This is a genomic window from Mycolicibacterium vaccae NBRC 14118 = CIP 105934, from assembly GCF_001552715.1.
GTDB lineage: Bacteria > Actinomycetota > Actinomycetes > Mycobacteriales > Mycobacteriaceae > Mycobacterium > Mycobacterium vaccae.
In genome coordinates this window covers 1-12,897 of the sequence record NZ_BCRS01000035.1, presented here as the reverse complement: position 1 = coordinate 12,897, position 12,897 = coordinate 1, and the positions used below count along the sequence as shown (strand labels likewise).

At 68.7% G+C, this 12,897-nt stretch carries 12 protein-coding genes; 9 read left to right on the top strand and 3 right to left on the bottom strand.

What is annotated here, in order from left to right:
* The first annotated feature begins 26 nt into the window (after positions 1 to 26).
* The gene (locus tag MVA01S_RS09415) at positions 27 to 1,466 is read left to right on the top strand and encodes an FAD-dependent monooxygenase (RefSeq protein ID WP_003932338.1); all 1,440 of its coding nucleotides are present in this window, start codon (positions 27 to 29) and stop codon (positions 1,464 to 1,466) included.
* 15 nt (positions 1,467 to 1,481) lie between these two features.
* On the opposite strand, the gene MVA01S_RS09410 is transcribed toward MVA01S_RS09415, so the two are convergent.
* On the bottom strand, positions 1,482 to 1,865 hold the full coding sequence (locus tag MVA01S_RS09410; protein WP_040542518.1) for a cupin domain-containing protein: 384 nt from the start codon (positions 1,863 to 1,865) through the stop codon (positions 1,482 to 1,484).
* A 112-nt stretch (positions 1,866 to 1,977) separates the two neighbouring features.
* Between MVA01S_RS09410 and MVA01S_RS09405 the strand changes: the two genes are divergently transcribed.
* From MVA01S_RS09405 to MVA01S_RS09385, 5 genes are read left to right on the top strand one after another with little or no spacing between them, the layout of a single operon-like run.
* Positions 1,978 to 2,568, top strand: a complete 591-nt coding sequence (locus MVA01S_RS09405; RefSeq protein WP_003932336.1) for a TetR/AcrR family transcriptional regulator — start codon at positions 1,978 to 1,980, stop codon at positions 2,566 to 2,568.
* A complete protein-coding gene (locus tag MVA01S_RS09400; RefSeq protein ID WP_003932335.1) occupies positions 2,561 to 3,622 on the top strand; it encodes a hypothetical protein in 1,062 nt (353 codons plus the stop codon). The genes MVA01S_RS09405 and MVA01S_RS09400 overlap by 8 nt, the downstream gene beginning before the upstream one ends.
* Entirely contained in the window at positions 3,558 to 5,231 is a 1,674-nt protein-coding gene (locus MVA01S_RS09395; RefSeq protein ID WP_003932334.1) for a tetratricopeptide repeat protein, read from the top strand. Before MVA01S_RS09400 ends, MVA01S_RS09395 begins: the two co-directional genes overlap by 65 nt.
* 9 nt (positions 5,232 to 5,240) lie before the next feature.
* Positions 5,241 to 5,720: a nucleoside deaminase gene (locus MVA01S_RS09390; protein WP_003932333.1), complete on the top strand. Its 480-nt coding sequence runs from the start codon at positions 5,241 to 5,243 to the stop codon at positions 5,718 to 5,720.
* Entirely contained in the window at positions 5,717 to 7,042 is a 1,326-nt protein-coding gene (locus MVA01S_RS09385; RefSeq protein WP_003932332.1) for an alpha-amylase family protein, read from the top strand. The genes MVA01S_RS09390 and MVA01S_RS09385 overlap by 4 nt, the downstream gene beginning before the upstream one ends.
* Here the strand turns inward: MVA01S_RS09385 and MVA01S_RS09380 are convergent.
* On the bottom strand, positions 7,039 to 7,482 hold the full coding sequence (locus MVA01S_RS09380; RefSeq protein ID WP_003932331.1) for a DUF1810 domain-containing protein: 444 nt from the start codon (positions 7,480 to 7,482) through the stop codon (positions 7,039 to 7,041). The two genes, MVA01S_RS09385 and MVA01S_RS09380, sit on opposite strands and share 4 nt — an antisense overlap.
* 125 nt (positions 7,483 to 7,607) lie before the next feature.
* Here MVA01S_RS09380 and MVA01S_RS09375 point away from each other — a divergent pair, with 125 nt between their 5' ends.
* The 3 genes from MVA01S_RS09375 to MVA01S_RS09365 all read left to right on the top strand — a co-directional run bounded on the left by MVA01S_RS09375 (position 7,608) and on the right by MVA01S_RS09365 (position 12,290).
* Positions 7,608 to 9,695, top strand: coding sequence for an adenylate/guanylate cyclase domain-containing protein (locus MVA01S_RS09375; protein WP_003932330.1), 2,088 nt, complete (start codon positions 7,608 to 7,610; stop codon positions 9,693 to 9,695).
* Entirely contained in the window at positions 9,692 to 11,110 is a 1,419-nt protein-coding gene (locus tag MVA01S_RS09370; RefSeq protein ID WP_040542350.1) for a mechanosensitive ion channel domain-containing protein, read from the top strand. The genes MVA01S_RS09375 and MVA01S_RS09370 overlap by 4 nt, the downstream gene beginning before the upstream one ends.
* Before the next feature lie 175 nt (positions 11,111 to 11,285).
* Positions 11,286 to 12,290 carry an esterase family protein gene (locus MVA01S_RS09365; protein WP_003932328.1) on the top strand — a complete coding sequence of 335 codons (1,005 nt, stop codon included), beginning with the start codon at positions 11,286 to 11,288 and terminating at the stop codon, positions 12,288 to 12,290.
* Positions 12,291 to 12,354: 64 nt separating this feature from the next.
* Here the strand turns inward: MVA01S_RS09365 and MVA01S_RS09360 are convergent.
* Positions 12,355 to 12,897 (bottom strand): SDR family oxidoreductase (locus tag MVA01S_RS09360; RefSeq protein WP_060941581.1); only part of this gene is annotated, 543 nt, incomplete at its 5' end.

Sequence of the window (12,897 nt, the reverse complement as noted above, 5' to 3'; positions counted from 1 at the left end):
CCAGGTGTTGACTTGAGGAGGCCGTCATGGACGTACTGATCGTCGGAGCCGGCCCCACCGGCCTGACCGCCGCATTGGAACTGTCCCGGCTCGGGGTGCCGGTGCGGATCGTCGACCTGGCCGAAGATCCGTCGCAGGAGTCGCGCGCGCTGGCGGTGCAGGCCCGCACGCTCGAGCTCATGCGGGTGCGCGGCGTCGGTGAGCAGATGCTGGCGCTGGGCAATCGCGCAGACCGGGCCGCCCTGCATGCGGGAGGCGCCACCCTGGCCACCATCGAGCTGCACCGGATGCCGAGCCGGTTCAACTTCATCCTGATGCTCGCTCAGTCCGAGACCGAGAGGCTGCTGACCGAGCAACTGGTGCGCCAGGGGGTCAAGGTCGAGCGCGGTGTGGAGGTCACCGACGTCCGTGAGAGCGCGGACGCCGTCGAGGCGACGCTGAACTGCGCAGGCGCGCAGGAGGTGGTGCGTGTCCGGTATGTGATCGCCGCCGACGGTCCGCACAGCACGCTGCGTAGGGCGGCTGGACTGCGTTTCCCCGGGCGCACACTCCCCCACAACTACGTGCTGGCCGACCTGCACATCGACGGCGACCTGGCCGAGGATCAGGTGTCGATCTTCCTGGGCCGCAACGGATTCGTGGCGACGTTTCCGATGGGCGGCGGGCGGTTCCGGATGATGGCCACCGATCCGGACGGACTCACCGGGGACCGCGGCGAACCCGCGACGGAGGACCTGCGGCGACTGTTCGAGCGCGTGGTGCACATCCCGGTGCGGCTGCACTCGCAGAACTGGAGCTCCCGGTTCCGGATCAACAGCAGGCACGTGCGGAGGCTTCGGGCCGGACGCGTGTTCTTCGGCGGGGACGCCGCCCACGTGCACAGCCCAGCCGGCGGCCAGGGCATGAACCTCGGGATCCAGGACATGGTCAATCTGTCCTGGAAGCTGGCGATGGTGCTCGACGGGCGCGCCAAACCCGTTCTGCTGGAGACGTATTCGGATGAACGCTTACCGGTAGCGCGCCGGCTGGTGTGGATCACCGAGATCGGCACGCGAGTCTTCAACTCCACCAACCCCGTGGTGCATGCGCTGCGCGTGCGGATGGCGCCGCGCGCACTGGCCCGCGCGCGGGTGCAGGACGCCGCCGCGGCGATGTTCGGTCAGTTGTCCGCGAGGTACCGCGGTATGGCTGCCGGCGGACGCGCCGGGCAACGCGTGCCGGATGTCGACGGGCTCTACGACCAGCTCGACCTCGCAGCGATGACGCTGTTCACCGACGACGGGTCGGTACTCGCGACCGCGCGACGATGGAGCGAGGTCGTCACGACGCGCGGCGGCCGGAGCGCGGACGGCTGGATGCTGGTGCGCCCCGACGGCTACCTCGCCGCGTCGGGAGCCGACGCCGGCGCGCTCGAGCGGTTTCTGCGGCACTGGTTCGTCGGCGGGGACGCCCCGGGAAACCGGTGACGGATCGGGGCCGGGTCAGTCGGCGGTGAACGGGACCTCGACACCGTCGGCAAGCACCACATACATCCGGCGCCACGGGTCGGTGCCCTCGAGGCGCCACTGATGTCCGGTCCCGACGGTGTCCTCGGCGAGCAGGATGTCGCCGGGGCCCAGGGTGAACTCCTCGCCGTCCCGGGTGCTGAAGACCAGCGTCCCGGCGAGGGTGACCACGAGTTGGCGGACCGGCGCCGTGTGCCAGGCCAGCGTGCCGCCGGTGGCGGTCTCCTCGAGGGTGACGCGCTGGGCGCCCATCGCCGCCGAGACCAGATCCTCGTGGCGGCCCTTCGTCATGTCGATGCGCCCGATCTGCACGTGCGAGCCCAGGTCGGGGCCGGTCCACAGCCGCACGCATCGGATCATCACGTCACGGTAGACCGGCTCGGGGACGCGGGCCACACCCCGTCGACGACGGTGACTTAGATAACCTAAGTTGTCGTAGACAACTGTCCATGAACTCTTCTAGTCTCGCCAGATGACCGAACGCGGCCGCAGCGCCGACCCCCGGGCCGAGCGGGTCCGTACCCGGCTCCGTGCCGCGGCGCTGGCCATCGCGAACGAGCGCCCGGTCGACGGGATCACCGTCGGCGACCTGGTGGCGCGGGCCGAGGTCAGCCGCCAGGTGTTCTACCGGCACTTCCGTGACCGCGACGACGCCGTGGCCACAGCCTTCTCGCACGTGTTCGCCGCCGCGACCAGCACCGGCCACCGCGACGCCCGCACGCACATCCTCGACCTCTTCGAGTTCGCCGCACGGCATCCGGGGCTGTGCCACAACGTCGCGTCCAGCACTGTGCACCAGCATGTGCTGGCCACCTACCGCGACGCGCTGCTCGAGCCGTGCCGGCAGATCGCCGACCAGGGCATGGCCGTGCTGCACACGATTGCTCCGCTGCCCGCCGACGCGGTGACCCGGTTCCTGGTGGGCGGCCTGATGGAAGTTCTGCGGTCCTGGATGGAGGAGCCGCGTCCGACCGACCTGCATGCCCGCGTGCGCGCGGCGCTGGCCACCATCGACGCGCTACTGGGCTGCTCCCCCGCTACGAAAGGACCCGTCGATGGGTAGACACCACGCCCCGGAACCGGCCGGTATCCGCAACCGCCCGGCGGTGCGCACGACGGTGCTGGCGCTGACTGCGCTGACGGTCTTCGTCCTCGCGATGATCGCCAGTTACGCGGGAGCGTTCGCGAAACCTACGCTGCACCACCTGACGGTCGCGGTCGCCGCGCCGGCGCCGATCCTCGACGAGCTGCGCAGCCAGAACGCGTTGTCGGTCAACGAGGTCGGTGATGCCGTCGCCGCGAGGACACAGGTGTCCGAACGCGCCGCCGACGCCGCGCTGGCGGTCGACACCGACGGACATCTGACCGTCTACGTCGCCGGCGGGGGTGGTCGCAGCGTCGCCGCGGCCGCCGAGGGCGTCGGCCGGGCCGCCGCCGAACGTGCCGGTCTGACCGCCGTGATCGACGACGTCGCCCCGACGACGCCGGGCAACCCGTCGGGGACCGTCGAGTTCTACGCCGTCATCTTCGTCTCGATCGGTGCGTCGGCGGGCGCGGCACTGCTGGGCCGGCTGATGGGCGTCGTCGGCACACCGGCGGCCCTGGCCCTGCGCACGATGTCGCTCACCGCGTTCTCCGCGGTGCTCGCCGGTGCCGTCACCGTCTATGTAGGTCCGGTCCTGGGTGCGCTGACCGGCCACCCCTGGGAGGTCTTCGGTGCGCTGTGGCTCTATGCGATGGCCGTCGGCGGCGCCATCACCGGTATCGCAGCCGCTTTCGGTGTCGTCGCGTCGATCGTTCTCGGGTTGTTCCTGGTGATCGTCGGCAACGCCGCGGCGGCCGGTCCGGTCGGGCGGCCCCTGCTGTCGGGCTTCTATTCCACCCTGACCGGGGTGGTGCCGCAGGGCTCCGGGGTCTCGCTGCTGCGCAGCATCTGCTACTTCGGTGGGCACGGTGCCACGACTCCCCTGGTGACACTGGGGATCTGGGCGGCTGTGGGTGGTCTCTTCGCTACCCTCGCCACCGCCGCCCGGGTGAATTATCGTGCCCTTCATGACCGCCTCGCCGGGCCTCGCGGAGCCGTATTACGATCTCGGCTCGTTCCATCGGCCGACTGACACGCCGTCGGAGGCCGCACAGATCTGGTTCGACCGCGGCATGGTCTGGTCCTACGCGTTCAACCACGAGGAAGCCATCCACTGCTTCGAGCGTGCGCTCGAACTCGACCCTGATTTCGCGCTCGCCCGCTGGGGCGTCGCCTATGCCGTCGGGCCCAACTACAACAAGGGCTGGGAGGCGTTCGACCCGGTGGACCTCGCGGCCTCCCTGGCGCGGGCCCGGATGGAACTCCAACTGGCCGCCCACGGTCGCGCCGGCGCCGTCGAGCAGGCGCTGATCGCCGCACTGACCGCACGCTTCCCCACCGAAGACCCGGCCGACGCCGACGCGCTGCAGGCCGGCCACACCGCCTACGCCGACGCGATGTCGGCCCTGGCACAGGCGTATCCGGACGACATCGACGTGGCGGCACTGACTGCCGATGCACTCGTCAACGTCACGGCGTGGGCGCTGTGGGACATCCGGACCGGTGAACCGGCGCCCGGATCCCGGGTGGTGGAAGCCAAGCGGATCCTCGACGACGCGCTGGCGACGGAGACGGGCCGCGCCCACCCCGGAATCCTGCATCTCTACCTGCACGCGATGGAGATGTCGACGACCCCGCAGGCGGCCCTGCCCGCCGCGGATCTGCTGCGCGGGTTGGTGCCCGATGCCGGGCACCTGCAGCACATGCCCAGCCACATCGACGTGCTGTGCGGCAACTACCACGACTCGGTGGCGGCGAATCTGGCTGCGGTGCAGGTGGATCGACGGTTCGTCGAGCATCAGGGCCCGCTGAACTTCTACTCGCTGTACCGGGCCCACAACCTGCACTTCGTGGTGTATTCGGCGATGTTCGAAGGCAATTCGAGGACCGCGCTGCAGGCCGCCGATGAACTGGCCGCCCAGCTGACACCGGATCTGCTGGCCATCGAATCGCCGCCGATGGCCGACTGGCTGGAAGCGTTCGTGCCGATGCGTGTGCACGTGCTGATCCGGTTCGGCCGCTGGGCCGAGCTGATCGCCACGCCGCTGCCCGAGGACCAGCAGCTGTACTGCACCACCACCGCCACGATCCACTACGCGCGTGGGGTCGCCCACGCCGCGTGCGGCCACCTCGATCAGGCCGCCACGGAGCGCGAACTGTTCGCCGCGGCCTATGCCCGCATCCCGGAGAGCCGCTATCTGTTCAACAACACCAGCCGCGACATCCTGGCGGTCGCCGCGGCCATGCTCGACGGCGAGATCGACTATCGGGCAGGGCGATTCGACGACGCGTTCGCCAACCTGCGGCGCGCCGTCGAGCTCGACGACAGCCTGCCCTACGACGAACCGTGGGGCTGGATGCAGCCCACCCGGCACGCGCTCGGCGCGCTGCTGCTCGAGCAGGGCCGGGTCGAGGAGGCCGCCGCGGTGTATGCCGCCGATCTCGGTCTGGACCCGACGCTCGCGCGGCCGTGTCAGCATCCGGGCAACGTGTGGAGCCTGCACGGATACCACGAATGCCTGACCCGGCTCGGCCGGGACGCCGAGGCCGCGATCATCGGCAGGCAGCTCGAGCTGGCCGCCGCGCGGGCGGACGTGCCGATCGAGGCGTCCTGCGCCTGCCGGTCGCAGTCGCGGTCGTAGACTCCGGCTGTGCCGGTCACCGACGACGACCTCGAGTACCTGCGCCGCTGCGTCGACCTCGCTCGTCAGGCACTCGACGGCGGGGACGAGCCGTTCGGCTCCCTGCTGGTCGACGAGCACGGCACCGTCCGCTTCGCAGACCACAACCGGGTCAGGGACGGCGACGCCACCCGGCATCCCGAGTTCGCGATCGCCCGGTGGGCCGCCGGGCACCTTACCCCCGCGGAGCGGGCCCGCTGCACCGTCTACACCTCCGGCGAACACTGCCCGATGTGTGCCGCGGCGCACGCCTGGGTAGGTCTGGGACGCGTCGTCTACGCCGCATCCGCGGCCCAGTTGACGCAATGGCTGAGCGAATGGGCCGCGCCGGCACCCCCGGTCGTGGGCCTACCGATCACGGCGGTGGCGCCCGGCCTGCAGGTGGACGGACCGGCGGAGGCGTTGAGCGAGGAGATGAAAGCGTTGTACGCGAGAGCTTTTCGACCGTGACCAACCGGCAACCCGCGGTCTCCGGACCGGGCTGGGTCGAGCACGTCATCTGGTGGCAGATCTATCCGCTCGGATTCGTCGGCGCCTACCCGGCCGACCCCGCGCCCGGGCCCGACGAGCACCGGCTGCGCCGGGTCGCGGACTGGCTCGACTACGTGATCGAGCTCGGCGCGTCCGGGCTCGCGCTCGGGCCGGTCTTCGCGTCGAGCACCCACGGCTACGACACCGTCGACCACTACTGCATCGACCCCAGGCTCGGATCCGACGAGGATTTCGATCACCTGGTCGCCGAGGCGGGCAGGCGGGGAGTGCGGATTCTGCTCGACGGGGTGTTCAACCACGTCGGAGCCGATTTCCCGCGGTACCGCGAGGCGCTGGCCGGCGGTGACCATCAGTGGTTCCTCCCCCGGGGCGGCGGTTTCGCCACCTTCGAAGGCCACGACGGGCTGATCACTCTCAACCACGCCAACCCCGAGGTCGTCGACTACACCGTGGAGGTGATGACGCACTGGCTGGACCGGGGGGCCCACGGATGGCGGCTCGATGCCGCCTACGCCGTCCCCGACCGGTTCTGGGCCCAGGTCCTGCCGCGGGTGCGGGAGCGGCATCCGCAGGCGTGGTTCGTCGGGGAGGTCATCCACGGCGACTACCAGGGCAGGGTGCACGACGCGCGGTTCGACTCGGTCACCCAGTACGAGCTGTGGAAGGCGATCTGGAGCAGCCTCAACGACGCGAACTTCCACGAGCTGGACTGGGCTCTGACCCGGCACGACGAATTCCTCGACACCTTCGTGCCGCTGACGTTCATCGGCAATCACGACGTCACCCGGATCGCGAGCCGGCTGACCGATCCCGCGCACGTCGAGCACGCGCTGGTACTGCTTCTGACCACCGGCGGCACCCCCAGCGTCTACGCCGGTGACGAGGTCGGCTACCGGGGGTTGAAGGAAGAGAGATTCGGCGGCGACGACGCCGTGCGCCCCGAGTTCGGCGGCCCGTTCGACGGGGTGGGCGAGCACGGCCGTCAGCTGTTCCGCACCCATCAGCACCTGATCGGCCTGCGGCGCAGGCATCCCTGGCTGCACACCGCCAGGACCACCGCGCTGCAGGTCAGCAACACCGGATACGTCTACGCGGCCCGTCACGGTGACCACACGCTCGTGGTGGCGCTGAACATCGACGACACGCCGCTGCAGGTCTCGCTGCCGAAGTTCGGGATCGGGCGTGCCGAGGTGGTGGCCGGGTCCGGTGCGCCGCCGGCCGAGACGGTGACCGAGACCGCGGTGCCGCCCAACGGCTGGCTGATCCTGGCGCCGCGTTAGCCCTCGCCGAGCAGTTCCAGCGTGGCGGGGTCCTGCGCACCGTCGTAGAACGCGGCCAGCACGTCGCCGAACTCGGCGGTGTCGTCGCCGGCGTGGACGAACAGCGTCATCGACGAGCGCACCTTCAGGTCGTCGGGATGGCCGACGATCTCGGTGATCGGGCGGCCCCGGTGCGCGGCCAGGGCGCGCGCGCACTCGCGCAACCGCGGGCCGAGCACCGGATGCGCCAGGTACGCCTTCGTTTCGGCCGCTGAGGCGATGCCGTAGCGCTGCGCGGTCGGGCTGCGTCCCAGGCCGCGCAACTGAGGGAAGACGAACCAGATCCAGTGACCCCGCTTGGCCCCGGCCCGGAGTTCGGCCAGGGCTGCTGGATAGGCGGTTTCCTGCGCCCGGACGAATCTGTCCAGATCGTAAGGATCGTCCTCGCCGGAAGCTGTCACGACGGCGTTTGCCTCCTCGGGCTGCGGGCTACTGTGTGACCTAGATGACAATTCTGCCCTGGAATGCGCGAACGTCTGAACACCCGACGCGAAAAAGACGCGGGCGCTACCACCTCCTGTCGCGGATGAGCATCCAGTCCAAGTTGCTGCTGATGCTGCTTCTGACCAGCATTCTCTCGGCTGCGGTGGTCGGTTTCATCGGCTATCAGTCCGGACGGTCCTCGCTGCGCGCATCGGTGTTCGACCGCCTCACCGAGATCCGCGAGTCGCAGTCGCGCGAGTTGGAGAATCAGTTCGCGGACCTGAAGAACTCGATGGTGATCTACTCGCGCGGCAGCACTGCCACGGAGGCGATCGGCGCGTTCAGCGACGGTTTCCGTCAGCTCGGCGATGCGACGATCAATACCGGGCAGGCGGCGTCATTGCGCCGTTACTACGACCGGACGTTCGCCAACACCACCCTCGACGACAGCGGAAACCGCGTCGACGTCCGCGCGCTCATCCCGAAATCCAACCCCCAGCGCTATCTGCAGGCGCTCTATACCGCGCCGTTTCAGAACTGGGAGAAGGCGATCGCGTTCGACGACGCGCGCGACGGCAGCGCCTGGTCGGCCGCCAATGCCAGATTCAACGAGTTCTTCCGCGAGATCGTGCACCGCTTCAACTTCGAGGATCTGATGCTGCTCGACCTCGAGGGCAACGTGGTGTACTCCGCCTACAAGGGGCCGGATCTCGGGACAAACATCGTCAACGGCCCCTATCGCAACCGGGAACTGTCGGAAGCCTACGAGAAGGCGGTCGCGTCGAACTCGATCGACTATGTCGGTGTCACCGACTTCGGGTGGTACCTGCCTGCCGAGGAACCGACCGCCTGGTTCCTGTCCCCGGTCGGGTTGAAGGACCGAGTCGACGGTGTGATGGCGGTCCAGTTCCCGATCGCGCGGATCAACGAATTGATGACGGCGCGGGGACAGTGGCGTGACACCGGGATGGGAGACACCGGTGAGACCATCCTGGTCGGACCGGACAATCTGATGCGCTCGGACTCCCGGCTGTTCCGCGAGAACCGGGAGAAGTTCCTGGCCGACGTCGTCGAGGGGGGAACCCCGCCGGAGGTCGCCGACGAATCGGTCGACCGCCGCGGCACCACGCTGGTGCAGCCGGTGACCACCCGCTCCGTCGTGGAGGCCCAACGCGGCAACACCGGGACGACGATCGAGGACGACTATCTCGGCCACGAGGCGTTACAGGCGTACTCACCGGTGGACCTGCCGGGACTGCACTGGGTGATCGTGGCCAAGATCGACACCGACGAGGCGTTCGCCCCGGTGGCGCAGTTCACCAGGACCCTGGTGCTGTCGACGGTGATCATCATCTTCGGCGTGTCGCTGGCGGCCATGCTGCTGGCGCGGTTGTTCGTCCGTCCGATCCGGCGGTTGCAGGCCGGCGCCCAGCAGATCAGCGGCGGTGACTACCGCCTCGCTCTGCCGGTGTTGTCTCGTGACGAATTCGGCGATCTGACAACAGCTTTCAACGACATGAGTCGCAATCTGTCGATCAAGGACGAGCTGCTCGGCGAGGAGCGCGCCGAGAACCAACGGCTGATGCTGTCCCTGATGCCCGAACCGGTGATGCAGCGCTACCTCGACGGGGAGGAGACGATCGCCCAGGACCACAAGAACGTCACGGTGATCTTCGCCGACATGATGGGCCTCGACGAGTTGTCGCGCATGTTGACCTCCGAGGAACTGATGGTGGTGGTCAACGACCTGACCCGCCAGTTCGACGCCGCCGCCGAGAGTCTCGGGGTCGACCACGTGCGGACGCTGCACGACGGGTACCTGGCCAGCTGCGGGTTAGGCGTGCCGCGGCTGGACAACGTCCGGCGCACGGTCGATTTCGCGATCGAGATGGACCGCATCATCGACCGGCACGCCGCCGAGTCCGGGCACGACCTGCGGCTCCGCGCGGGCATCGACACCGGGTCGGCGGCCAGCGGGCTGGTGGGGCGGTCCACGTTGGCGTACGACATGTGGGGTTCGGCGGTCGATGTCGCCTACCAGGTGCAGCGCGGCTCCCCCCAGCCCGGCATCTACGTCACCTCGCGGGTGCACGAGGTCATGCAGGAAACTCTCGACTTCGTCGCCGCCGGGGAGGTCGTCGGCGAGCGCGGCGTCGAGACGGTCTGGCGGTTGCAGGGCCACCGGCGATGAGCAGCGTGCTGAACTCGACCTGGTTGGCCTGGGCCGTCGCGGTCGCGGTCGGGTTCCCGGTGCTGCTGGTCGTGCTGACCGAGGTGCACAACGCGTTGCGTCGGCGCGGCAGCGCGCTGGCCCGCCCGGTGCAACTCCTGCGTACCTACATCCTGCCGCTGGGCGCGTTGCTGCTCCTGCTGGTACAGGCGATGGAGATCTCCGACGACGCCACGTCGGTACGGTTGGTCGCCACCCTGTTCGGCGTCGTGTTGTTGACGTTGGTGCTGTCCGGGCTCAACGCCACCCTCATCCAGGGCGCACCAGAAGACAGCTGGCGCAGGCGGATTCCGTCGATCTTCCTCGACGTCGCGCGCTTCGCGCTGATCGCGGTCGGTATCACCGTGATCATGGCCTATGTCTGGGGCGCGAACGTGGGGGGCCTGTTCACCGCACTGGGCGTCACTTCCATCGTTCTTGGCCTGGCTCTGCAGAATTCGGTCGGTCAGATCATCTCGGGTCTGCTGCTGCTGTTCGAGCAACCGTTCCGGCTCGGCGACTGGATCACCGTCCCCACCGCGGCGGGCCGGCCGTCCGCCCACGGCCGCGTGGTGGAAGTCAACTGGCGTGCAACACATATCGACACCGGCGGCAACCTGCTGGTAATGCCCAACGCCGAACTCGCCGGCGCGTCGTTCACCAATTACAGCCGGCCCGTGGGAGAGCACCGGCTGACCGTCGTCACCACCTTCGACGCCGCGGACACCCCCGATGATGTCTGCGAGATGCTGTCGTCGGTCGCGGCGTCGCTGCCCGAACTGCGCACCGACGGACAGATCGCCACGCTCTATCTCGGTGCGGCCGAATACGAGACGTCGATCCCGTTGCACACACCCGCGGTGGACGACTCGGTCAGGAGCACGTTCCTGCGCTGGGTCTGGTACGCCGCGCGCCGGCAGGAACTTCGCCTCAACGGCGTCGCCGACGACTTCGACACGCCGGAACGGATCGCCTCGGCCATGCGGGCTGTGGCGTCCACACTGCGCTTGGCAGACGACGAACAGCAGGAGATCGCCGACGTGGTGCGTCTGGTCCGTTACGGCAACGGGGAACGCCTCCAGCAGCCGGGTCAGGTACCGACCGGGATGAGGTTCATCGTCGACGGCAGGGTGAGTCTGTCCGTGATCGATCAGGACGGCGACGTGATCCCGGCGCGGGTGCTCGAGCGTGGCGACTTCCTGGGGCAGACCACGCTGACGCGGGAACCGGTACTGGCGACCGCGCACGCGCTGGAGGAAGTCACCGTGCTGGAGATGGCCCGTGACGAGATCGAGCGCCTGGTGCACCGAAAGCCGATCCTGCTGCAGGTGATCGGGGCCGTGATCGCCGACCGGCGCGCGCACGAACTTCGGTTGATGGCGGACTCGCAGGACTGACACATCGGCGCCGGCGAGTCCGGGGTGAGTCCTTATCGTTAGCCAACCGCGATGTCGAACCGCCGTGTCTAGGCGGTAACCGCGCGGCCTCAACGTGTTTCATTACCAGTGCACAGCGACGGCACATTGCGGCGCATGTACAAGAGTTGATGAGAAAGGTGGGTTGTTTGCCGTTATGAAGTTCACAGAGAAGTGGCGGGGTTCCGCAAAGGCGGCGATGCGCCGGGTGGGCGTTGCCGCTCTGGCCGCCGTTGCGCTGCCCGGACTGATCGGCTTCGCCGGGGGTTCGGCAACGGCCGGGGCATTCTCCCGGCCCGGTCTTCCTGTCGAGTACCTCGACGTGTTCTCGCCGTCGATGGGCCGCGACATCCGGGTCCAGTTCCAGGGTGGCGGTACTCATGCGGTCTACCTGCTCGACGGTCTGCGTGCCCAGGACGACTACAACGGCTGGGACATCAACACCCCTGCGTTCGAGTGGTTCTACGAGTCCGGCTTGTCGACGATCATGCCGGTCGGCGGACAGTCCAGCTTCTACAGCGACTGGTACCAGCCGTCTCGGGGCAACGGGCAGAACTACACCTACAAGTGGGAGACGTTCCTGACCCAGGAGCTGCCGACGTGGCTGGAGGCCAACCGCGGAGTGTCGCGCACCGGCAACGCCGTCGTCGGCCTGTCGATGGCGGGCAGCGCGGCGCTGACCTACGCGATCCATCACCCGCAGCAGTTCATCTACGCCTCGTCGCTGTCAGGCTTCCTGAACCCGTCCGAGGGCTGGTGGCCGATGCTGATCGGGCTGGCGATGAACGACGCAGGCGGCTTCAACGCCGAGAGCATGTGGGGCCCGTCCTCGGACCCGGCGTGGAAGCGCAACGACCCGATGGTCAACATCAACCAGCTGGTGGCCAACAACACCCGGATCTGGATCTACTGCGGCACCGGCACCCCGTCGGAGCTGGACACCGGGACCCCGGGCCAGAACCTGATGGCCGCGCAGTTCCTCGAAGGATTCACGTTGCGGACCAACATCGCCTTCCGTGACAACTACATCGCAGCCGGCGGCACCAACGGTGTCTTCAACTTCCCGGCCTCGGGCACCCACAGCTGGGGGTACTGGGGGCAGCAGCTGCAGCAGATGAAGCCCGACATCCAGCGGGTTCTGGGAGCTCAGGCCACCGCCTAGCCACCCACCCCACACCCAGAGAGCCTGCCGTTTCCCCCGAGCGGCAGGCTCTCTGCCGTGTCGGTCAGCCCTGCCTCGTGGGCCGGATTGTCAGGTCCCCGATCTCCACATCGTGCGGTTGCTCGATCGCGAACGCGATCGCTCGCGCCACCGCCCCGGGATCCAGCCCGAACGCGTCCATGTCGGCCCGGATCCGTTCGCACAGAACGGGATCGGTGATGGAGCCGTCGAGTTCGGTGTTCACGAAGCCCGGCGAGATCGACGTGGTGCGGATGACGCCGTCGGTGGACTCCTGGCGCAGCGCCTCCATCACGGTGCGCACCGCGTTCTTGGTCGCGGCGTACACGCCCTGGCCCGGCACGATCTTCAATCCCGCGGTCGACACCGTCGTCACGAAGTGGCCGCGCCCCTGGCGCCGGAAAACCGGTGTGGCGGCGGCGAATCCGTGCAGCACGCCGCGGAGGTTCACGTCGATCATCGCATCCCAGCCGGGCACGTCGCCGTCGGCGACGGGTCCGATCGCGGCGACGCCGGCATTGCCGACCAGCACATCGAGCCGCCCGTAGCCGTCGACTGCGGCGCCGACGAGCCGCACCAGGTCCTCGGC